At 45.9% G+C, this 24,695-nt stretch carries 15 protein-coding genes; 1 reads left to right on the forward strand and 14 read right to left on the reverse strand.

The window, feature by feature from the left end; translation table 11 throughout:
• Positions 1-104: 104 nt before the first annotated feature.
• The 9 genes from GC096_RS08170 to GC096_RS08210 form a co-directional block, all read right to left on the reverse strand.
• Positions 105-1,181, reverse strand: coding sequence for a Gfo/Idh/MocA family protein (locus tag GC096_RS08170; protein ID WP_171629736.1), 1,077 nt, complete (start codon positions 1,179-1,181; stop codon positions 105-107).
• 64 nt (positions 1,182-1,245) lie between these two features.
• On the reverse strand, positions 1,246-1,965 hold the full coding sequence (locus GC096_RS08175) for a Gfo/Idh/MocA family protein (protein WP_376769479.1): 720 nt from the start codon (positions 1,963-1,965) through the stop codon (positions 1,246-1,248).
• A gap of 240 nt (positions 1,966-2,205) precedes the next feature.
• Complete coding sequence (locus GC096_RS08180) at positions 2,206-3,828, reverse strand: response regulator (protein ID WP_216626060.1); 1,623 nt, start codon at positions 3,826-3,828, stop codon at positions 2,206-2,208.
• A 192-nt stretch (positions 3,829-4,020) separates the two neighbouring features.
• The gene (locus GC096_RS08185) at positions 4,021-5,754 is read right to left on the reverse strand and encodes a sensor histidine kinase (protein ID WP_171629737.1); all 1,734 of its coding nucleotides are present in this window, start codon (positions 5,752-5,754) and stop codon (positions 4,021-4,023) included.
• Positions 5,755-5,852: 98 nt separating this feature from the next.
• Complete coding sequence (locus GC096_RS08190) at positions 5,853-6,695, reverse strand: carbohydrate ABC transporter permease (RefSeq protein WP_171629738.1); 843 nt, start codon at positions 6,693-6,695, stop codon at positions 5,853-5,855.
• The gene (locus GC096_RS08195) at positions 6,692-7,651 is read right to left on the reverse strand and encodes a carbohydrate ABC transporter permease (protein ID WP_171629739.1); all 960 of its coding nucleotides are present in this window, start codon (positions 7,649-7,651) and stop codon (positions 6,692-6,694) included. The genes GC096_RS08190 and GC096_RS08195 overlap by 4 nt, the downstream gene beginning before the upstream one ends.
• 171 nt (positions 7,652-7,822) lie before the next feature.
• Positions 7,823-9,889: an alpha-glucuronidase family glycosyl hydrolase gene (locus GC096_RS08200; protein WP_171629740.1), complete on the reverse strand. Its 2,067-nt coding sequence runs from the start codon at positions 9,887-9,889 to the stop codon at positions 7,823-7,825.
• Positions 9,890-9,928: 39 nt separating this feature from the next.
• Positions 9,929-11,899 (reverse strand): hypothetical protein, encoded by a 1,971-nt coding sequence (locus GC096_RS08205; protein WP_171629741.1) that lies wholly within the window; start codon positions 11,897-11,899, stop codon positions 9,929-9,931.
• 77 nt (positions 11,900-11,976) lie between these two features.
• A complete protein-coding gene (locus tag GC096_RS08210; protein WP_171629742.1) occupies positions 11,977-13,296 on the reverse strand; it encodes an ABC transporter substrate-binding protein in 1,320 nt (439 codons plus the stop codon).
• Between the two features lie 293 nt (positions 13,297-13,589).
• Here GC096_RS08210 and GC096_RS08215 point away from each other — a divergent pair, with 293 nt between their 5' ends.
• On the forward strand, positions 13,590-14,840 hold the full coding sequence (locus tag GC096_RS08215; protein ID WP_171629743.1) for a molybdopterin-dependent oxidoreductase: 1,251 nt from the start codon (positions 13,590-13,592) through the stop codon (positions 14,838-14,840).
• Positions 14,841-15,494: 654 nt separating this feature from the next.
• Here the strand turns inward: GC096_RS08215 and GC096_RS08220 are convergent.
• The 5 genes from GC096_RS08220 to GC096_RS08240 form a co-directional block, all read right to left on the reverse strand.
• The gene (locus GC096_RS08220; RefSeq protein ID WP_171629744.1) at positions 15,495-18,494 is read right to left on the reverse strand and encodes a cohesin domain-containing protein; all 3,000 of its coding nucleotides are present in this window, start codon (positions 18,492-18,494) and stop codon (positions 15,495-15,497) included.
• A 119-nt stretch (positions 18,495-18,613) separates the two neighbouring features.
• Positions 18,614-20,167, reverse strand: coding sequence for a type 2 periplasmic-binding domain-containing protein (locus GC096_RS08225; protein ID WP_171629745.1), 1,554 nt, complete (start codon positions 20,165-20,167; stop codon positions 18,614-18,616).
• 19 nt (positions 20,168-20,186) lie between these two features.
• The gene (locus tag GC096_RS08230) at positions 20,187-21,071 is read right to left on the reverse strand and encodes a carbohydrate ABC transporter permease (RefSeq protein ID WP_171629746.1); all 885 of its coding nucleotides are present in this window, start codon (positions 21,069-21,071) and stop codon (positions 20,187-20,189) included.
• Positions 21,072-21,089: 18 nt separating this feature from the next.
• A complete protein-coding gene (locus tag GC096_RS08235; RefSeq protein WP_171629747.1) occupies positions 21,090-21,974 on the reverse strand; it encodes an ABC transporter permease in 885 nt (294 codons plus the stop codon).
• 320 nt (positions 21,975-22,294) lie between these two features.
• Positions 22,295-24,586 carry a helix-turn-helix domain-containing protein gene (locus GC096_RS08240; RefSeq protein ID WP_171629748.1) on the reverse strand — a complete coding sequence of 764 codons (2,292 nt, stop codon included), beginning with the start codon at positions 24,584-24,586 and terminating at the stop codon, positions 22,295-22,297.
• Positions 24,587-24,695 lie beyond the last annotated feature (109 nt).

Below are 24,695 nucleotides of genomic sequence, written 5' to 3' on the forward strand. Positions count from 1 at the left end.
GTCAGATGCATGACCTGTGAAACGATAATCTACAAACCATTTTGCACGTCTATTAATCTACAAACATGGTAACAGATGGAGAAAATCAGGCTTCAAATTCCGCATTATTTAGCCCAATATGGTCTTGTAGCGATCACGGTCTCTCCTGTTTTTATCGCCTTTTCAATCATCATGCCCAAGTAGTGATCCTGGGAGGCCTCTGACAAACTGTAAAACTCTGAACCGCCATTGATATAGGCAGCCATCTTCGCCAGACAGCTGGCGATAGCAATTTCATCATCGTAAAGCCTAGCAGGAGCAAAAGGATTGTGATACAACCATTGTTCCCCGCAAAGAATTCCTTGCAGAAAGTAACCTTCTGCATTTTCATATTCGCCTCGGTTGACTCGTTTCATTTCCATTTGCAATGGCACCGTGTTCTCCTGCTGAATCAGAATCCGGTTGTCGAAGATTTCTCCCCGCTCTCCCCTTACGGAGAGATGGTTGGAACGAGTCCAAGAACGGTGCTGGTCTTTGGTAAAGTCATAAATCCCCAGCCTGTCTCCGAAATCTAACCACGCCATATCCCTTTGCATCGGAATCATCCTGTCTTCCGTTGGTGGACCGCTCCGCGTCGGACCACTAACCCATCTGGATTCAAAACGCATGGCTTTGATCTTGACTTCTTCAAAGGTGATACCTAGCATTCGACGGATCAAACTGACGGCGTGGTACAGATGGGAGATGGAGACTGTCGTTTCCGTAACAACTCCGAGTTTTCCCGAACGGATTAGGGCCAAACGTGCTTCCTGCACGGGATGAAATTGGTATTGTTCAGCTACTTGTACGCGTGCTCCTGTCAATGTTAACTTGTCATGAAGAAGTTCCAATCCCTGCATATCCGGTGCAGGAGGCGTTTCTACCAAAACCGGAATCCCTATTTCCGCTAGCTTAAACAGGTAATCTAGGCTCTGAGATCCGCTTACACATAGCACAATGAAGTCCGGTTGCTCATACTTTAGAAGCTCTTCTAGAGAAGGATACGCTGGAACTCTCCATTGTTCTTGCATCGTTATCCTTTTAGATACATCTCTTATCACCATACTGATGATCTGGAAACTCTCCGGTAAGGCTTGCGCAATTCGCAAAAAATACTGCGCACGGAAGCCAGCTCCTCCGATAATGCTGATTTTCACTGCCATTTTATTAACTCCTAAATAATTCAATATTTAACTAAATATGTAAATAAATCACATGAATAAAGAATTAAGTCATAGATAGCTTTTTATTGAAACGAGGCGCATGAGCGAGAATACCTTCACGTGTATACAACAGGCTTTCTTTCGTTAACGGCAGCTGAACCGGTAGGGCTGTTATAGCCGCTTCGTAGATGGCAGTCACCAATTCGATGACGTTCCTTCCCTCATTACCATCAATCATGACATCTCGTGAATGATTTTCAATATTGCTTAATACATCATGAATTTGTCCGGAGTGACCCGTAAAAAGCAATGAATCTAACTCGTTATAGTATTCATCGATCTTCTGCTCCAATACGGTGTTGCGTTCCGGAAAACCATTCTCTAGCTGCGTCGAGGCACTTATCTTCCAAGGAGCAGAAACCCTTGCGTTCTCTGCTTGAAAAACAATCTGCTGCTCTTCGCCATGATGATTGACCGAACATGTAATTTGGGCCATGCTGCCATTTAAGTAAGACAAATGGGCTATTGATAGATCCTCTACTTCCGAATTCGGATGCAAAGCATTGCTCATGACAGCTTGTACGGTTTCGGGCATACCCATCATCCACTGCAGGATATCAATATGGTGAACACCATGGTTAAGGGTGCATCCACCGCCTTCCGTCTCCCAGGTACCTCTCCACCACAGATCATAATAATTTTGACCTCTCCACCAGTGTGATTCCACCTTGGCATGGATAATTCTGCCGACCAGACTTGAAAATAACATCGTTTTTAGCTTCATAATGGGATCGAATTAACGGTTTTGCTCAACTACAGACAATATCCGCCCCGATTGGTCCGCCGCTTCAATCATTCTGTCGCATTCTTCCAATGACATCGCCATGGAGTACATGCTTGCCTGCATTGGGCATCAGCGATAGATCCTGTTCCGATAAGAGCAATACGAATCAAGCACTTCCACTCCTTTGGATGCATATATATTATATTTGTCAGTAACTCATTGGTAGAACAGGTAGAGAGATCATAGTTTAATGAGGTCTGTCGGGTTCATGCCTGTCATTTTTTTGAAAAGAAGGCTGAAATAAGGAAAGTTTTTGTATCCAACACTCTCTGCAACCTCATAAACCAGCATATTTCGTTCCAAAAGCAGTTCGCGAGCTTTCTCAATCCTGACACGAGTCAGATAGGTATTGAAGGTTTCACCGGTCATATTTTTGAAAATGATAGACAAATGGTTCCGTGAAATGAACACTTTATCCGACAGAATAGCCAGCGTTAAGTCCTCCGCATAATGCTCATGAATGTAGTGCGTAATGAAATCAACGACCTGACGGTGTTTACTGCTCCCCTTCCACTGTCTGCTGTCGCATATAATGGAAATTTTTTCGGATAACCACTTCTGCAGCTGATCAGGCTGGATCAAGTCCTTTATCTCTTTCGCAATCTGGTCGTTCGTGAATAGATCGTCAAGTACATGTCCAGCCTCATAAAGACAGTACGAGATAATCCCCCATAATTCACTACCTAGCATCTGAACATATTCAGATCTTATCCCCACCTGGTTCTCCAGTTCTCCAATGTAATCAGCAACGAGCTGCTGAGCCTTCGTTTTCTGGACACCCTTCATGGCATTCGCGAGCTCGTAAGAGAATTTCACTGGAAACAAGGCGACCTGCTCCTGTTCGGCTGCCGCTTCCCTCTGATATACATAAAACTCAAAGGATGGGCTTACTCGCAGTTGTCTCATATCGATAGCACGGAATGCTTCCTCAGTTGAATCTGGCATTTGAGTCCAATCGGACTTGATGCTTCCGCTTCCGACTCGGCTCATCAATTTCAGATAACTTGCAACGCTTTCAATAATCTGAATGCTCAAATCTTTAATGGCTGTGTGTGTGTATTCATTGTTATCGGATTCCGGATGTATAATTAATACAGCACGAGTGCTGTGAAGCTCTGTATACTCGACAGATGGAAATACCTTACGGGCCAACTCGTAAACGATATTGCTAACGGCGAATCGATATAAGTTCCAGTCCGATACTGAAAATTTGCGTACCCTTTCATCACGAACTAGTTCAATCCCGATCACTGCATGGTGGGTATTGGACCAGAAACGATACGGCTGAGGCAAGATTTCTCCGCTTTGGTTAGCGCTTTCTAATGTACCAACCACAGCTGAACGCACCCATTCCTTCTCAATAAACGGCTCGTACAGCATTAGCTTGTGCTCCAACTCGCCTTGCTTTATCCGTTTTTCTTCCACATCCATCAGCTCTTGGATTACCTTGTTTAGAATCACTTTTAACGTCGGCATGCTGATCGGCTTTGATACATAATCACTGACGTTATACCTCAGAGCTTGTCTGGCATGTTCAAAATCAGAATACCCGCTCAATATGATAATTTTTCCAGGAAATTCTTCCTTTCTTAACTGTTCAATCATATCTAAGCCATTCATAAGGGGCATGTATATGTCCGTTATAATAATATCCGGCTGTGTACTTCGGATCATATTTAACCCATCGAAGCCGTTCATGGCTTCCCCAACCCACTCTGCTTCCAATTCATCCCAAGGAATGGCACGCTTCATTCCTTGAAGCACTTGGCGCTCATCGTCAATAATCGCGATCTTCCACACCATATTTACCTCCTTTAGCTATTGCATTTAGTAGCATTCAAGAGTAACTAGCCTAACATGTATGACTGGATCCTATGCGCTTCCGACTTCCATCATCTTCATAATAACGACCTATTATAAAGCTTTAAATAGGAATGATGCACAAATTATTATAAAATATCACGATTCCTTCATTCTTTCATTTTTCAATTACAATTATTTGGTCGGAGGCTCGGTCAATAACGGAAGGAATATTTCTACCCTAGTCCCCCCCTCTTCCCGCTCGTACAACTCAACACCGTAGATATGCCGGAAATAACCAGCAATTCTTTCCCTTACATTGCGAACACCGTAACCTCCCGTATGACGTTTCCTCTTATTCTCCACCACTTGTTGGAGACCAATACCGTCATCATCGATGATGATTTGAAGCGAGTTCCCCAAACGGTTCATCTGAATATGGACATAACCGGCCAGCCTTGTGTTAAATCCATGAACGATAGAATTTTCTACGAAGGGCTGCAATGTCAGCTTAGGAATATACAGTTCCATAACATCTACGGGCACATCAATGGCATAATGAAGACCGTTCCCCCAGCGAAGTTGCTGGATTTCCAGGTAGCATTTAATATGCTCCAATTCATTTGCAATCGGAATGAAACTGTCTCCGTTAGATAAGCCGATCCGAAACATTTGTCCCATTAGTTCCAGAATCCGGCTAAGCTCTTCGTGTCCGGCCTCAATGGCCATCCAGTTCAGCTGGTCCAGCATGTTGTAGAGAAAGTGAGGGTTAATATTAGCCTGTAGCGCTTCAATTTCAGCTTTACGCTGCTGCTCATATCGCTGCTGGAGGGATACGTACAAATCCTCGATCCGCTCGTTTTGCTTTCGGTAACCGGCAAATAAATAACCAAACTCATTCTGGTAATCTCCTGGCAAATCCTGATTCTTACCACCGATCGAATAAGAGCTCATGGCAGAGACCAGCATATTAATTGGCTTTGTAAATTGTCTGCTTAAATAGAGGGTCAGCATTAACATCAGCAGTACAGCGGCAACACCAATGATACCGATAACCTCCGCCAAACGGATGCTACTGGCAGTAATCTGATTCCACGGTGTCATCTCGACTAAAGTCCAATTGGAATCATTCAACTTCGAATATACCAAAAGCGAATCTCCCACCGTGGAATTCCCGCGAATATGGATAAAGCCGGATTTCTCCGTTTCCATGTTCACCCTTTGACTCATTTCCAACTGCTCCTGCATGTCACCTATTTTCAAAATTTCCTGCCCGTTACTATCTGTCATAATCCGGTTGGAATCCCTTGAGCGGCCTTTTAACAGGGTTCGGATTTCTTCCGCTTTCACATGAATAACAACGACACCTAAAAAAGTATCATTAAATAATATTTTCCGCCCAAAACTAAGAACTGGAACATTCCCCGTGAAGCTAGGAATTTCATACTCGGATGTCCACGCAAAATCACTCTTGTCCAAATACTGACTCCATTCCCTCCGATTATCCAAATCTTCTATATCCCAGAATTGGATGTAACTGTTTTCTTCTTTTCGGAAAGGACGCTCCATATACAGATCAATACCTTGAATGATCGGAATGGAATACGTAAGATTGGCCATCGCATTCTGGACATTATCGGCTTTTTGGTGCCGATCGAATTCATCCTGACTATTCCAAAGAAGTCTAATCAATTCGTTGTCACGGGAAGTAGACAAGGATATCTGCTCAATCATGGTTAGCCGTGTTGAAATTTCGTTATTCAATTCTTCCAGCAATTGTTGTTGATAATGGGAGGTGTTTTTCACCAGAGCTTTAGAAGAAATATTGTAGCTCGTCCACACAATACTGACTAGAACCAGAAAGATAAGAACAAAAAAGCTGCGGAAAAATAGACTCTCAATACGAAACTTCTTGAAAATGTTAGTCATCTGGGGTATCTCCCAACTTTGATTACTGTGAAAGAAAACGGTAAAGCTACGAAGGAAACTCGTCTCTTTACCGTCCAATTTGCATATTCAAATTAATCTTAACCTTTAATACCCGTTGTCGCAATGCCCTCAACAAAATAACGTTGCAGAAACGTAAATACGATTGTTGCAGGGAGTATGGATACTAGAGACATTGCCAGCAATTGGCCCCATTCTTGAGCTGATTGAGCATCATTGATCATCCGCAACGCCAAACCTACGGTATATTTATCTACCGAGTTTAAGTAGAGCAAGTGGCCAAGGAAGTCATCCCAGTTCCATAGGAAACAGAAAATCATGATTGTTACGATGGCGGGTTGGGTCAGTGGCAGAACCACACGCCAGAATATACCAAACCATGAACAACCGTCAATCTTTGCAGACTCATCAAGATCCTTTGGGATACCTCTGATAAACTGAATCAGCAGGAAGACGAAGAAACTACCGCCCGCTCCACTTGCTACCAAGTGAGGAACCACAAACGGAAGATAGGTGTTTACCCAACCCAGTTGGTGGAACATCGCATATTGCGGAATAATGAGTACCTGTGAAGGCATCATCAAAGTCATCATTAGAATAGAAAACCAGAGATTCTTTAACGGGAAATCTAGACGTGCAAAGCCGAAGGCTACCAAGGTGGTTGAAAAAAGTGTTGCTATTAAAACCATGGCTTCAAGACCGAAAGTATTCAGATAAAAGTCAGTAAATGTGCGTCCGGGAATTGAATGCCATCCATCCGTGTAGTTGCTCCATTTGGGAACCGAAGGAAAGATTCCAGGCGATCCAAGCTCAGCATTGGATTTAAGCGATGCGCCTACCCACCAGATCAAGGGATAGACCATAACAATACTGAACACAATCATAAGGGTATGGCGGACAGTAGAATTCCATTTTATGCTCATTTCCTTTTCTTCCCTCCTGTGTCCGTTTCATAGAAGACCCAATACTTTGAAGTGCCAGCAATAATGGCTGCTACTATAACAATCATGACCAGCATAATCCACGCTAAAGCTGAAGCATATCCGAGTTCATAGCGACTGAAGGCCCTCTCATATAGATACAATGCGTATACATACGTTGAATTCATCGGCCCGCCATTCGTAATAACGAAAGCGGAAGTAAACATTTGGAATGAATTAATAACACCCATAATTAAATTAAAGTAGATAATCGGTGAAAGCATTGGCAGCGTAATTTTGAAAAATTGTAAAACCTTATTCGCACCATCAACGGATGAGGCTTCGTAAAGATCGTTTGGAATTTGCTTTAATCCTGCAAGGAAGATAACCATGGCTGAACCAAACTGCCAAACTGTTAGGAGAATCAGCGTCCACAACGCTGAACCTGGATTCGTGATCCAACCTTTTCCTACTATACCGAATATGGATAGAATTTCGTTAAAGATGCCGTCAACACCAAAGATATTACGCCACAAAATTGATACGGCAATACTTCCACCAATTAGAGAAGGGAAATAAACCGCCGTACGGTAAAAGGAAATACCTTTCATTGCCTTATTTAAGAGTGTTGCCACCAACAAAGCCGCAATCAATTTCAACGGCACCGATGCCAGCACATATTGAAATGTTACTTTGACTGATTGGGTAAATCTCGGATCATCTGTAAAGATACGGGTGTAGTTCCGTAAACCAATCCATTTGATGGGTTCGAGCAACGTATAATCGGTAAGAGAATAATACAATGATAGAAACATAGGATACGCCGTCAAACCAAAGAATCCGATTAACCATGGAGAAATAAACAAATAGCCTGCTAACGGGGCATCCCATCTGCTGAAAAACTTGCGTTTCTTTTTCACTTCAGCCCCGTTTGCAGCAACGATAGTAGAATTGTTCAAGTATAATCACCTCTGTACTTTCTTTATAATCGGTATTTTATAACTTAATTATATAAGTCACTCATCTTTGTCTAAAGTAGGGAAATCATCGAATTATTATAAAATATAACGAAAAACGAAGAAGCTAGCCGTGGCTGCTTCCTCGTATTGCGATACATAGAGAGAATTACTTTAGGAATAAATCAATCGTTCGGCCATGTCGGCAATCCCACTTTTTCTGTAAAAATACGTATTGATCCGATCTCTCCATTCTTTGGCATGCTCCACTTGTTCTTCCATACGCTCAGCAACTTGCTTATGCAGTACCTCATCCATGGTTCCAGCTAGACTGTCCCATTGTGAAACAAGCTGCTCTGCCTTTTCCACACCTTCGAAATGCGTGTCATATATATGCTGAATAACGGTTTTGCCTGATTGAAGAACGTGAGTATAAGGAACATGATGGAAGAAAAGCAAAAGTTCATCCGGGCAATGGGCTAGAGATTCATATCGTTCAAAATTAGGTGAATTGTATTGGGACGTATATCCAGTACCTGTTGCCAGTGTCCGATCTACACCGATTCCATGCCAATCGGCATAATGATAGGTCCCCCATTTGGCGTATTCGTATCCATCTACATCAGGGCCATAGTGCGTATGGGGGGTAACCATAAATCCAACGCCTAGCGGTGCCGTATAGGACTCATAAATAGCTGGCGAACTCAATAGCATGTTCTTAATTACATGGATGATATTTGCATTATCGCCGAACGTAAGCTTGATCCATTCCTCGGCAATATGCTCAGCAGTCAAGTCTGGATTCCAAATCAACCTACCATAGCCATACAAATTGGCTTGCGCCAGCAAATGTCCTGTCCAATTCATGTCATCTCCAATATTCGAAACAGCAGCAATCCCTGCCAACCGATTGCCATGAACCGAACCACTAGCAATTCGCTTAATGGTGGATCCGTTACCTTTGGTGTAGGATTCAAAGTCTAGGATTTCCTTCCATTGAGGGATCAAATAAAATAAGTGTCGTTGCTGCCCTGTATACTCTTGGGCAATTTGGAATTCTAGCACCTGATTTGTGGACGGCATGGCTCCCAGCAGTGGAGATACAGGCTCTCTGACTTGGAAATCCATGGGACCGTTTTTGATCTGCAAAATGACGTTATCCTTAAAGCGACCGTCCAAGGGCTTGAAGTGATCATAGGCGGCTCGAGCACGATCCGTTTTTCTATCGCGCCAATCCTGCTTGCAGTTATACACAAAGCAACGCCAAATAACCATGCCACCAAAAGGCTCTAATGCTTCAGCCAGCATGTTGGAGCCGTCAGCATGATCTCGGTCGTAAGTAAAAGGTCCCGGTCGGTTCTCCGAATCTGCTTTTACTAAGTACCCGCCGAAATCCGGGATAACTGCGTAAACGTCAGCTGTTTTAGCTTTCCACCATTGGCGTACATCCGAGTCAAGGGGATCCGCAGTCGTCAGACCTCCGATTTCAATAGGGCTGGCATAATTAACCGATAGAAATAGCTTGATTGCGTACTTACGGAAAATAGCAGCCAGTTTGGCCACGTCAGGCAAAAACTCTGTAATCAGTTTACTTTCCACTTTATGTACATTCACATTATTGATCACAATACCATTCAGCCCTGCTGAGGCAAGCATTCTAGCATAATCTCGGATACGGCCATGATCTTCACTAATCAGGTTGTCTTTGAAAAAGATGGATTCACCTGCATACCCTCTTTCCACGCTGCCGTCCATATTATCCCACTGATTGATCATTCGTAACTTATTGATCGGATTTTCAACAATATCTAATTCGTTAATATCCGAGCCTGTACTTAACAACCGAAGCAAGTGGAAAGTTCCGTATAAAACACCATTAGAGGTATTTGCACCAACTGCCACACATGCGTTTTTCTTATCCGTTATGATGACATAGCCTTCCTGCCCGATCTGTGCAATTTTCTCCGGAGTTACTAGACGATCTACTATAGGATTGTTGCCGAATGTTCCAATGGCAATGACATGTTTCTCTTGTTCTACAATATCGGGCTTCACGCCTAAGATACCCTCTAGTCCATAGGTTAATTCAGATACTGCGGTTTGGATAACGGCATCCTTTTCCGTTACGTGAATTCGGTTAAAATCCGCATATTGATCAAATTGATCACCAGGTAACAATTGGCGGTATCCTAACCATGCTTGATAGCCGCTGCCAGCTTGTAAGTTAGATAATGTACCCATGTATAAATAAATCCTCCTCGTGTTGTCTTCCTGATTTTCTCAGTTTTTGTATTCCCAAATGTCACCTGAAAGACTTTCTATTATACATCCACTGGCCCATGGCATTAGGCAGAACCAGGTACTTGCCGGCGAGCCGTCGCGATATGTCTCTGTTAGAAGCCCTTCTGAATGACAGAATCGCTCGGACATCCAACCCTTCTTCCCATAATCAAATTCATTATCGTACCGATTATAGGTCTGACATCCCCATTCGATGGTATCCATCATCCGATCGCGGACATAGTGATCGTTCGTGTTCTCCACATAGTACAGCAGCTCATCAACAATGTTGCTGGACATAGGATGGATATGCGGATTCGCTGTAGAAGTGACACTGCCCCCACAGCTCGACCATCCAAGTTTACTGAGTGGCGGTACCTTTATCGGCGAATTATAACAGAACTTGAAGGTAAATTCGTAGTCTATCGCATCCCTCATATGCGCCAAATATAGCTTATCGCCTGTAAGAGCATGCAGGTATCGAAGAGCCTTTATATATGCTAGAATACCCTCCGAGTCTACTGCTTTGTCTGCGTCGAGGGGAGCTCCGTAACACTCCATTCGCTTTACATAGGTATCATAATAATGTCTTTCACTTCTCCGTAAGCTTTCAATATATGTCTTATCTCCAGTCAACCAGCTTTTATACGCCATTGCCGCCATACACCATGTACCGCAAAAAGCATCATATTCTATGCCAGCGCCTGTTGTTTCCGATAAAATGTAAGGGTATTCGTCATCTGTATTTTTTGTTCCCTCCATTTTCACAAGAACTTTCGTTACAAAGTCCAGCCAATCATCATGGATGCATTGCTTCATACGTTTTTCGTACTCATATGCTTTGAGAATATAATACATGGCCTGACCTATCAGGTAAGAGGTATGCCCTGGTGTGTGCATGCCGTCAAACCACCAACCGTGGTTGGACCAAGTGCCATTGTCATAAGTTTCAAATGGGAGCCCCGTAGCAGGGTTTAGGGAATTCTCAACCATATTCGTAATACTGGTCAGAGCCTGAGTTCGCATGGATTCATCATCAAGCCGCAGTGCTGCCATCAGGACGGGTACTGCTACTGACAATCCATTTGTCCAGGTTAGAGAAAATATCTTATTATATCGATATCCACCGTTTTCTTTATCTTCAATAACAAATCCTGAATAACTCCGGTCTTCTGGAAGCCATGCATACTGATAAATTGCCTTTGATAAGTCTGCTACTGTTGTTATTGGATCGCTGGCTTTTCTCGGGCTTTGATGATAGCGATAATAAACCTCTTGAATCGCTGCATTAATGCCCAATTCTGATTCAGCCTCATATGCATATAAGTCCATCGTAAACGCCACGGATTCCCCTACGGCCAACTCAAAGCAATTCTCTTCAAGAGGTGCCCGATCTTTAACTAGTGTCGCCTTAATGAACAACCACGGCGCATTTTCATAACCAAGCGTATAACCGACAGTTCCTTTGGAGAGGGAACACGTATATCCGCCGTACTGATAAAATTCCCCTTCGATCTCAGGCTTCCATTGCTGCTTAATGCCATTTTCATAGATGAAATACGGGCTGGCGCTTAATCCGTATATGTTCCCGTTGTCATATACAAATGCAGCAGGGTGAGAGAGCCGATCACTTCTTACCATCCACCAAGGCGATGCCGGACGTGGCGGATTACCTTCCCTCAATCTCGGAAACTCTTTGGGCACGTTCAGGGGAGCTTCCCCTCGATTTCTGCCATACATGAATGCGGGAAGGAAATAACGAGGCTCTTTTTTCACAAACGGCAATTCCACATGGATCACCCCTGACCATGCAACACTGCCTTCATTGCTTACCAATATCTTTGCCTGGTAGGGATCTTTGGGGCTGCCCGTTCCACCGATTATATTTACCAAAGCGCTTAAACCAGCATCTTGCAAATCCGTATAATCCATGCTTTTTACGCTTCTAGCTGTTAGTATCAGACTTTCCATGATATCCTCCAATCCCCATTCAAAAAGATTAAAAGATACCCTGGAACAAGTATCCGTTCCAGGGCATCTGACTTAGACTACTTTTCGTATGACTTCGATGCAGACTTCAACTGATCAAAAGCTTGTTGTGGGGTAATTTTACCAAAAGTAAGTTGATCACCGACCAACGTCCAATCCTTGTCAATGAAATTGGTCCAGCCGCTTGTTGAATCCCAAGTCTGACCGTCTTTCTCTGTTGCACGAAGCAGATCCAAACCGACTTTATCTTGGTCACTGAAGCTAGCTTGAAGAAGGGCCGAAACGTCCTTGTTAGCAGGCAAACCGCGTACTGTTCCCAAAATTTTAGCTGCTTCAGTATCATTAACGAACCAGTTGACAAACTTCTTAGCTTCTTCCTGTTTTTTCGAGTTTGCACTAACAGCCAAGTACATCGAAGGCTTCAACCAGCCGCCCGGAGCGGAAGCGCGAGGCATGGTCACCAAAGCGTAGGCACCTTTTTTCAAGCTATCATACGTACCGTATCCATTAGAGAAAGCATAGCGTACTAAGATTTTTCCTGAAACCATTAGATCCAATTTAGGATCATTTTCTTTGTCAGAGGCATTTACGTCAGCTGGAGGAACAAGTCCTTCTTTGCGCAATTCTTCGAATTTCTTAGTCCATTCTAGGTAAGTCGCTTGATCTACATTAAATTTGCCATCTGGGGAGACAACCGATCCTTTCCCTTTTGCATACTGATAGGCTGAGTAGACGAAGTAATTACCGCCGTAATCCTTAGTGAAATACGTTCCACTAGGTAATTTCGACTTGGATTCTTTAGCTAGTGCAAAGTATTCATCCCAGTTCCAACCATTAGCAGGATTCTTAATGCTTAGTTTATCCATTGCCGCTTTGTCATAGATCATACCAAAGGCAACAGAACCAAGAGGAATACCGTATTGTTTACCACCGGATTGTCCGCCTGCCATCAGTTTGGCATCAAATTTACTTACATCTACAGTTGGCGTCAATTCAACTAATTGCTTGCGGGCAGCCCAATCAGGCGTCCAGCCCGGGTCAAGCTGTACAACATCTGGCGCATTGTTAGCAGCTGCTTGTGTGGACAATTTGTCCAGATAACCGTCCATACCTGAGTACTCAGGTTCGAACGTTACGTTCGGGTTGTTCTTGGTGTACAATTCAAGAGCCTTCAAAGTTGCGTCATGACGATTCTGAGCCCCCCACCACATAATGCGAAGCTTAACTGGCTCTGTGGATACCTTTGCTGTCTCTGTCGGTGCGGCAGTTGGCGCTGAACTAGTAGTTGCTCCTTTGTCGCTAGCACCACAAGCAGCCAGTGATCCTACCAAAGCAGTTGTTGTAGCCAAAACGGCTAAAGAACGTTTCCATTTAAACATTGTTACCCCTCCTGAATGTCATTTATTGTTTTTATTTCTGTTACTATCGTAACAACTCAGCAATGAGATTGATATATGAATGATCCACGAATTGTTATAAAAAAGACCGAAAATGTTTGGAGCTAGAATCATAGTTATGGTAGCAATGAACTTTCATTCCCCTCTGTCGTATCCAGCATCTAGTTAAAAATTATATCAATTTAAAATGATATCAATTTGGGGTGAAATATACTTATAATGGTTTTGTGTAAAGCGGATTTAACTGACATTGCATACAATAAGGGGGGAGTCGTGTGAAAAAGCAGGGATTGGGTCTAAAACTGCAAAAGTTGCATTCTTTAAATGCTTGGATCATATTGTTTCTGGCAATTAGCGGTATTTTACTTTATCTACCACCCATGCGCGCTTTATTAGGTGAGGGCCGGGTTTGGCTGAAGCAGCTGCATATCGCAGCTGGATTGGTATCTCTGGCTTTAATAATTATATACCTTCCGTACATCCGCAAGCATCTTCGCCTGCTGACTACCCGCAAAGCCCAGCAGGGTAATCTGATGCTTGTACTTGTACTATTGGCAGGCTGGATTGTGTCGGGACTTGTCTTATGGAGATATCGGTCATTTCCTCCAGCTTGGAACAATTCGGCATTACTCGTTCATGATTTACTGACTTGGGTCGGCATTCCATACGCCGTTTACCACTCCGTCACACGAAGTCGTTGGTTGAGAAAAGTCGGCCGGGAAGTTGGTCGGAATCAATATCCCCCCTTGGGCAAACCAATGGAGATCGGTACGTATGAACCGACAACGGGCAGAATTTCCCGCCATATGTCTCGTAGATCCTTCATCAAGACGGGTGTGGCGGCGGTTGTGGTGGCGGTCGCCATGCCCCCTTTTATCCGTTGGCTGAATTCTGCAGTAGGCGGCTCGAACCTCTCCTCACTTCAAGAAGAGGAATCCGTGTTCGCGGATTTTCTACAGCCGACGCCTTTGTCGGATTCACTGCCACCGAAGGGGGGCGGAGCGAAGGGCAGCTTCCGGATCTATACAGTGACAGACATACCCAAGTTTGATCCCGATAAGTGGACATTCACTGTCGACGGGCTGGTTAATCAGCCTTTCCAATGGAGTTGGACCGAATTTCTGGCTTTTCCCCGCCAAGTGCAGGTCAGCGATTTTCACTGTGTCACAGGTTGGTCAGTCAACAGCTGTACTTGGGAGGGCATTCCTCTGAACAAACTGCTAGAGCAAGCAGGAGTTAAGGAGGGGGTGAAGATGGTGAAATTTTATTCAGCTGATGGCGCATATACGGACAATATCACCATTGAACAGACCTGGATGGAGGACGTGATGGTTGCAGTCATGCTAGATGGTAAGCCAATTCCTAAAGACATGGGAGGCCCTGTTCGGCTAGTGGTTCCACAAATGTACGCATACAAATCAGTAAAATGGCTGAACCGGATCGAGCTCATCGACAGTGATCATACTGGCTACTGGGAACAGAGGGGCTATGCCAAAGATGCCTGGATTTGGGTTCCGCCTATGTAATTCGCATTGATTCTCATAATAATTTAAGCAATTCTAGTGAACCAATCTACCATACCTAACCTTCAAATCCCGTTTCGCCACTACTATAAAACTGACCCTAACGATCATCGGGAATTGCTATGGGTTCATTTAAATGGGGGCCCATCGTAGGTTATTATGATTAATTTTCCATATAAGGTAAAATATGATATTCTCCCAAACGATTCAATATTTCTCAAGATCGTCGTATGGGAAATCTCTAATCCTCTGCTCTTTTTCAAGCTGGGAAAGAAACGAGTAACTTGAAGACAAAAAAATCAGGATACCCTATAGGGGGTGCCCTGATTTCCATTTTATGATTTTATTTCTTAAGAGCTATTACTTTAAGAATGACTGAAGTAGCTTCCCCTTTACGAAGCTTTGAACCTCTAATATTACCTATATTATTCCTTGCGACTTCTAACGTTCCCTTGGTCAGGTCGGGGATTTCCACTGCTTTACTGTGAAATAATCAACCATGAAACGGTTAAGTATCATGGCTTTTACAGTCCTATCATCTTCCCTGTAAATTATTAGGTCCCGCAATCAATTAAGATCACGAGACTTTGTAATAATATTTCTACTTCTTTAATTTTTCATTAAACTATTCTGGAGTTAGGTCGCCGTATCATCCCCTTAGTTCTCCAGCAGCTTTGCGAGCAAGGTTAGGTCAGTAGGAGTCAGAACGCCATCTCCATCCAGATCGGCCGGCTTCAAGTGCTGCCAATCTGGATCAACGCTCCCTTTACCCAGGTTAACGGAAGCGACAGACAAGTCGCCTACGGACACTTTGCCATCCCGGTTTACGTCCCCAGGAATAACACGTTCAACGAGAATGTCCATCGAGGCAGAAGCTGCTTCGCTTTCGTTGCCCAGAGCGTCGCCTAGCCTTACTTTTGATACCGTAACATTCGCTATACCCGTTTGTTGAACGTTTTTGGCTTTGAACGAAATCGCGATTATGTCCCCCTCGCCGGTGAACCCACAGCAAAGCCCTTGGCTCGCTACAATGACCCGCAGCTTGCCTTCAGCTTGTTTAACAACTCTTACAATGCTGATGCCTTCCCGTAAAGATTGAACGGAAACGTATTTCAGCCATGCAGGATCGAAGTCGACGATAATATCTTGAGCGTACACGCTTTCCGTTACTCCCTTTAACCCGTACCGTACGACAAAATCCTCTCCCGGACTGACAAAGCCGGCACCGGTTAACATCGATTGTGCAGCTGTGCTGGAATTGCTGCTCTGCACCCTCACAGGAACAGCCACTGACAAATGGCTGTAAGTTGCCGTAATGACCGTCGATCCTACCGACAAGCCAGTTACTTTACCCGCAGCATCCACTCCCGCTATGAGCGGACTGCTATTTGCAAACTCGGCATAAGCCGTCACATCCCGAGATGTGTTGTCTGAATAGAGTGCCGTCACCGCCAGTAGCTGCTCGCTGCCTATGTCAACGGGCGAATAAAGCCCGCTAAGCTGCAGCATTCGCACCCCGATAGCTTCCACCGTCAGCTCGTAGAAGGCGGTTCGCCCTCCGAACGTCGCCGAAATCACAGCCGTTCCCGCGCTTAAGCCTGTTACCAAACCATAACGCGACACCGTCGCTACCGCATTGTCGCTGCTTGCGTACTGCACGTCGGCCGTCACATTGCTTTCCGCTCCATTATCGTAGCTTGCAGCCGCTGACAATTGAACGCGATCGCCCTTGATTAACGGAGCGGGGGAGCCCGCGCTCAGTTGAAGCTCTTGAACCGTTGCCCCTTCAGCTTTCTCCGAAAGCGAAACGATGCTGTTAGGCGCGACCGTTACCGTCACCTCTCCGGCCGTTGAGCCTGCAATGTCCTGTCCCGGCGTATTCCGTGCGAATTCGCCACTGCTGCGCACGGAATACATGCGGCTCCCAACCCCGGTAAGCTTCACTTGACGGGTTTCGGTTGCGGCGTTAATCAGGATGATTTCCATCCTGCTGTCGGGCTTTTCGAACGCGACGGTGTACAGGCCGGAAACCGTCGAAGCCTCTGGCCTAGCCCCGATCATGACCGAGCCCGGCGGTGCCGCATTATAAAAATGCTTAAGCATGTCATAGACGGGGTACCACGTTTTGCTGTTATAGCTGTAGATGACTAAACCTCCGCTATCCGTCGCCGAATACGCGAAGTATTGCAGCAAATTCGCCTTGCTGTAAGTGAGCGAATCGTGAATGGCAACGGCGTTATTCATCGCGCGCGACCATTTATCTTTATCAGTTACGATGATCTGGTCCTCTTGCTCGCCGACATGCAGCTTCACGCCGTAAGTCTGGGCCACTTCCTCATACCGCTGCAGCCCTGCGACAGATCGCTCGTAAGCGTGATAGGAAAGCGTATTAAAAAGCCTCTGCCCTTCTTGATTCGCATAAGCGTCTTCGAACAAGACACTTTCTGCATACTGTGCGGCAGATATGGTTGCTGAGTTCGTATCACCAGCCAAATACTCGGTACGATAGCCATTCGCTTCCAGCTTCTGTTTAAGTTTTTGCGTAAGTGACGCGTATCTTGCTGGCGTAATACCGTTGATATAAACGCCGCCGCCGTTCGGCTCGTTGGCGACCGCGATATAGTCGAACGTCACGCCGTAATGCAGGCGGGCATATAGCAAATAGCCTGCCATGCTTTCCACGTATTCGTCGTCCATATCGGGCGGCAGCGTCATCTGGGCACCAGACCAATTGTACCCTGCCGGCTTGCCGACCATCCAGTTTGGAAACCGCCACGAACCGAGCGTCAGCTTCACGCCCCGGTTATAGAGCATTTGCAAAGCTAACAGCTCCTGATGCACATCTCCTTTGTCTCCCGCTTGAAACTTACTCCAGTCGAAGGTTTGCGAATCACCGTTGTCGTTCACTTCCTCCATTAAATACCAGTAGCTGCGCACGCGTATATTCGTCGTTTTCAACTCATCCAGCATCTTATTCATGTAATTCGGATCGTTCGCAGCGAACAAAGGAACATATTGCGGATATATGTTGCCGCCCCAACCCTCGATCGTCTGGTGCCGTTCAGTTGTATCAATATGTACGGTCTCCAGGCTTGGCCCGGTGCTCTCGTACGCCTCGATCTCGAATATGCGCGCCACTGTATCATATTGACAACCGTCCGTCACATATACGCGAAGCTTCTGCGTCTGAACGGGCGCAAATGTCAGATCGTTAAACTGCCCGAGTTTGCCGTCCTTGGTATTGCTGGAAACCGAAGCTGCCTTCACCCACCTGGTGCCGTCCCAATATTGAATCTCGAAATCAACGAGCTGCCAGCCGGGAGACGTCATGTTGCCGCTCCACAGCCGGACGTTATCGATACTCACAGGAGCATTCCACTCCAGTTGAAGCCACTCCGGCGTCTTTGGCGTGCCTGCCGGCGGGGTTGCGTACCATTTAGAGCTCCATCGGCTCGCATTATTGTCCTTGATCCCATCTATGGCTTTATCCGGCGTGTCCTGGGCTCCGTATGTGCTGGCTGTTACGGTTGCGCTCGGAGCGATGTTCGCACTCCCTGCCGCTTCGGCCAGAAGATTTGACCACGGCGAAGGAGCAATGAGGCCGATCACAAGTGTAACAATCAACATTATGATTACAGGTAATATCCTTCTTTTCATCAGTTAACCTCCGTTACTTTTTAGTCTCCGAATAATTGAAAGCGTTTACTTGCCATTGGAAAGAAAAGGCCCGCCATCCTCCGCTAAGCGACCCGAGCCTATTCCACAATCCAGAAATGCTATTTTTTATCCCCAAATTTCAGCTTGTACTGATCGGCATACTCCTTCAATATTTTTTGAACGTCAGGATCCGCCTTTAGACGGTTCAAGTAGGCGTCCCACTCCTCCATTGTGCTTTGGCCGACGACAACCTTCGTTAGGATCGTGTTGCGGTCCTTGAACAAATCGGCCGAACGCTTCGCATTCGTATCAGAGATGAGCCCCTCTAACGGATTCGGCACGCCTTTGGCCGCGTATTGATCGGATACTTTCTTCTGAACCTCGTTAAACTCCGGTGTCGCTTTCGCATGCAGTGCCTTATTGTACGGATCGTAATAGCCGACCATCAGGCTTGCGTTGCCGATTTCCTTCTTGTACATCTCATCGTTCACTTTCGGAAGGCCGTTTTCCTTCGTATGGTGCTTGCCCTCGATGCCGTATTTCTCGAAATCGACGAATTCCTTGGAAGCAGACTGATCTAGGTACTTCAATATTTTTTCGACTTTATCCTTCGGTACCTTAGAGGAAATCATGATACCTCCCAAGTAACCCGACGGCAGAAAGCTCGCGTCTCCTCCCGGTCCTTTGAGCGGCGGCAGCGTCAAAATTTCTGCCTTCGGATCCGTCTTTTTCGTATTCGTCCAAATGTCCCAAGCCCCGTTGATCGAGCTGCCTACAACTCCGGCTTTGCCACTCTGAAACATCTCCGTATCTTGGCCAAATTTCTGTACGGAATACTCTTGGGTAATGATTTTATCCGCGTACAGTCCCCGGAAATATTCGAGCATATCACGGTAACCATTGGTCATCCACGGAATAAGCAGCTTATCTCCCTCGAACGTCGGCTTATTTGCCCCGAACGCCGAACCAAGCGGCGCACTTGCAGAATTGAGCGTAGCGCCGAACACCGCCAGCCCGTACGTATCGTTTTTCCCATTACCATCGGGGTCCTTCTCTACGAACGCCTTCAGCACGTCGCGCAGTTCCTCCACGGTCGACGGCGCCTTTAAACCCAACTTATCGAGCCAGTCCTTACGAATATGCAGTGATTGATCAGTCAGTCCACGTGGACGCGGAATCGCAAATACCTTGCCGTCAATTTTGGAATTATCCCAAATTTGCTTTGGAATTCCCGCCAGATTCGGATATTTTTTCAAATCTCCGAGGTACGGAGTCAAATCATGGAATGCTCCCTGACGTACCGCCCCGATCGTAACGGGGTCGAACAGCTCCAAATTAACGACGACATCAGTCAGTTCGTTCGAGGACAGCGCCAGGTTCAACTGTTCTTTGTAAGCGTTAAACGGTATCGCTTTGATCGCTAGCTTAACGTTAGCTAGTTTATCTAACTCCTTGTAGTAGTCACTCTGGAAATTAGGCGGCTCGTTATAGAGTGGGGTCGTGAAGCTGATTGCAACGGGTTCCTCCTGCTTTGTAACCACACCTGTCGCAGCAGGAGATGGCGAACTTCCTTTACTATCCGATGGTGTTACGTTCCCTCCGCAGCCAGCTAACATCGAGAGAGATAACGAAACTGCAAGTGATAAGGCCAACACACGTTTTCTTTGTACCATTTTTATTTCCTCCCCTTTTTTAACCCTTAACCGAGCCGAGCAGTACACCCTTGGCAAAATATTTTTGCAGGAACGGATACACCAATAAAATCGGCAGCATGACAACAATTAAGGCGGCCATCTTGATCGTCTCTGGAGGCAGCTTGGCTTCGGAATCGAATTGCGTAGCGTCCCCCACCATACTGCTGTTTGGTTCGAGCACAATTTGCTGCAGCAGCACCTGAAGCGGCCATTTCGTCACATCACGGATATACAGCAAGCCGCTGAAATAGGTATTCCATATTCCCACTGCGAAAAAAAGCGAGAAAGCGGCAATCGCAGGCAGTGATAGCGGAAAAATAATCCGCACGAACACTTGAATGTCGTTACAGCCATCGATTTGCGCGGCATCCTCCAGACTGGGCGGCAAGCTCTGAAAGAATGACTTGAGTACGAATATGCTCCACGCACCCGTCAGCCCCGGCAAAATAAGTGCCCAGAGCGAATTGATCAGACCAAGCTCCTTAACCAGCAAATAGTTCGGCACAATTCCCACGCTGAACAGCATGGTAAACAGTGCCATCAGAAGTAGGAAGCGGCGTCCAGGCAACTCCTGTTTCGTCACCGCATACGCAAATGTTGTCGTAAAGAGTAGATTCAGGACCGTTCCGACAATCGTGATGAATGCCGTCGATTTAAAGGAATGAAAGAAGCTGTCTGTCGACAAGATGTACCGATAGGCATCCAGCGACCATTTGGGCGGCAGCAGTACGAGCTCCCCGCTTACGTAGACACTTTCATCCGTGAACGACACCGCCAAAATATAAACGAATGGAAACAGCATCGTAAGTGCAACCGCAATAAGAATGATGTAGTTGAAAGCATCGGCAGCTTTCGAAACGGCGGTAGTTTTTGACCTAATCATTGATTTCTCCTTTCCCGATCAATAAAGCCCCTCTTCGCCTGAACGTTTGGCAAGCTGATTCGCCGAGACAACAAGCAGCAGCCCGACCACCGATTTAAACAAACCGACAGCAATGCTGTAGCTCAGCTCTCCAGAAAGCACTCCGCGCTTATATACATACGTGTCGAATACCTCAGCGACAGGAAGCACTAGCGGGCTTTGCATCAGCAGCACCTGCTCAAAGCCGACATCCAACATATGGCCAAGCCGGAGAATGAGCAAAATAATGGCGGTACTGCGGATCGCAGGCAATGTAATATGCCAGATCCGCCGCAGCCGGCCTGCTCCGTCTACATAAGAGGCCTCATACAACTGCGGATCGACCCCGGCGATCGCGGCTAAGAAGATGATCGTCCCCCAGCCGATTTCCTTCCAAATACTTTGAGCGGTCAGCAGTCCCCAAAAGTAGTTTGGATCCGACATGAAGCTGATTTTGTCCCAGCCCAAGGCAGCGAACACTTTGTTAACCAGCCCGAAATCGACAGACAGAAAAAAATAAGTAAAGCTGACGACGATGACCCAGGATAGAAAATGAGGCAAATAAACAATCGACTGAATAACCCGCTTAATGGACTCTCGACCGACTTCGTTAAGCATGACCGACAACACGATCGGCAGCGGAAAATAAAATACGAGTCCAAACAAATTGATGAGCAGCGTATTCCGGAACAAGTTCCAAAACTGATTGCTCGCAAATAGATTGGCGAAATGCTGGAAACCAACCCATTCGCTTTGCCAAAATCCACGGAATGGACTGTACTCCTGAAAAGCAAGCAAAATACCCCACATTGGAACGTACTTAAATACGAGAAAATACAACGCCGCTGGGAATGCCAGCATGTAGATGTATTTGTACCGTTTCATCCTCTTCCACATTAGACGGTTGCTGCTTTGATCTCGCCTAGTGGCAATAGGAACGGCTTCTAGTGAACCTGAGTTTTGAATCGTTCTCTCTCCCTTCGTTCTGATTAGCCGACTACGACTACAAACAGCTTAATCCGGGAGTAGAGCGGCTGAATAGGTGCAATTGTTGTCGGTATTGGACACTGCCCGAACTGCCCGTTCTATAAGGCCTTTCCGGCATCGCCGGACAGTTTCGACACTGCTGAATCATCGTCCAGGTAAAAAAATGACCGCCCAATCGGGCGGTATTTTACGTGCGTATGGATGCCTCCATCAACGTTTTACTGCTGATTACGGAAATTGGCCGGCGAATAACCAGTCATTTTCTTGAAAACCCGACGAAACGTTCGATCGTTGTAGCCAACCTGCAGGGCGATTTCGGAGATCATCGTATCGGTGTTCAGCAGAAGCTCCTTGGAGCGTTCTACTTTAAGCTCAGCAATATACTGAATAAAGTTATGGCCCGTATGTTTGTTGAACAACCTGCTGAAATATGCGGCGCTGACACCCGTATATTCCGCCATCGAAGTAAGCGAATGATCCAGATCCAGCCGTTCCTGAACGTATGATTTGGCTGCTTCGATTATGACTTTGCCTCGGTCGTCTATTGCATCTTCAAATAAGGGCAGCAGAACCGGAAACACCTTCTCTTCAAACCATCGCACCATATCTCCGATCATTCGGCAGGATACAATATGCTTCATCGCGTCCACCCCGGACAGCACCCTCGCCTGCTCGGGCGAAAGCTCTTGTGCCTTTCGCCTGAGCTGTACGAATAAGGCATAAAATGATTCATAAACCGACGAAACCGGATAGTTGCATTTAGTAACAACCTGCACGAACTGTTCAAAGTAGTGCCCGAAGCCTTCTCTGTTGCCTTTTTGTAGTTCCTGTATCAACGAATGTTCAATCTCATAGGGATAGATGAGTTCATGCCGAAAGGCTGACAAGTCCGCAAATGCGATTGTCTGGTTTCCACCTGCCGTGATTCTCGTTGCTAATGCTTCCTCCGCTTCCAAATAACACTGGCGAATTCCATCTATGTGGTCGCATACCGCACCAATACCTATCGAGCAATCGAATTTCAGATATGTGTTTACCGAAAGCCGGACCGATTCGGCCAACTGGTTGAAGACCGTCCGGCACTGTGTCGCTTTCGTCTCAATCGGTACTTGCACGACAACGATCAGCCGGACTGCATCCTGACCAAAGACAAAATAACCGTTCACATTGTGCTGCTTCATAAGGTCCTGAAAGATACTGGATATAGCCAATAAAATCAGATGCTTGTCATCCTTCTTAAACCTGCTGTATTGCTCGTAGTTTTCAGGTTCTATCAAGATGACGTCCCACCATGCGTCAGCTTGAATCTCATATTGCAAAGCCATTTCCCTGATCCGCTCTGGCTGCTCGTTATCATAATAACCGTAAATCATTTGCATCATGAACGATTCGCGCAAAGAAAGTGTCTGCTTGCTCGATACATCATGGTATTGGCCGATCTGGTTCTTCAAGTTGCCCCAATGATCTTGTATGAGCGCCCATTCATCTAATTTCGTTCCTCCCCGCGCAGATGGCACTCCGGCTTCCTGCCTCAACAAATTGCGGATTGGAGCATAAAGCTTCCTCGAATTCAAGTAGATAAGCAGCATGCCCAAGATAAGCGCACCTAGACAAACGAGCACAGTCGTCTGCGCAACCTGGTTTTTTGGCGAAGCCATGACCGATAGTGGGATATTGAGAACCGTCATCCATCCGTTCATATCCGATTTTGCGTAAACCGTGTAAAAGCCTGCTTTCGCATAATTGAAAAAGCCCGATCGTCCATTCGCGTCCAGCTTCTGCTTCCAGCCCTCCAAATCACCGCCAAAGATCGATCCAAGCTGAGACTTATCGTTATGGGAGACAACTACACCCGTTTCGTCCAAAAGCATCAGACTTCCCCTATCGAACCTCTCCACTGCACCCAAGACCGAATGAAAAGAACTTTCATCCACCTCGACGGTCAAATATGCGCGTGGCGTATCCGTAAAAATAGGTAGCGGCTGCACAAAGGTAATGACGTCGAGCGAGCCTTTCTTCAGCATCATCCATTTCGGCTTAGACATGGCTCCTACCGCATTGAGGAAAGGATAGCTGTCCCTCATAGCGTCAAATTTCTGATAACCCTTCTCACTGGACAGCACGAATTTCTCCTCCGGCAAAAAAAGATTGACCGTATTCGTAAACTCGATTGACCTTGACGCTGCGGTCAACTTGTCCAACACATCGACCATTTCTACAAAGTCGCGGCGATCAGTCCTGTACAAATATTGCTGCATGCCCGGGTCAAGCGTAATCCCGCGCGATGACTTCGATATGGATTTCAAAGCGCCGTCGACGCGCTCCTGAATCTGTTCGATCATTTCGAGGTTAGCCCTATTTACCTGCCGTTCCAAATGGTCGGAGACGATCGCATATGTCAAAAAAGCGGCAAGAAGAATGGGGATGCATAGAACAATAATTCCGAAGCCAAGCAGCCTCCTGTAATACATCCCTCTTGCGAGAACCGATTGGATGGCATCTCTAATCATACCTATGCTTCTCCTCCCTATTCATTACCGTCATGATTTCCTTTATTATAGCTACAATAAAAACGTTTGCATACTTACTCTTTCAAGTTCGAGACATGTTGGTTAAGTC

This window comes from Paenibacillus plantarum, from assembly GCF_013141695.1.
GTDB lineage: Bacteria > Bacillota > Bacilli > Paenibacillales > NBRC-103111 > Paenibacillus_E > Paenibacillus_E plantarum.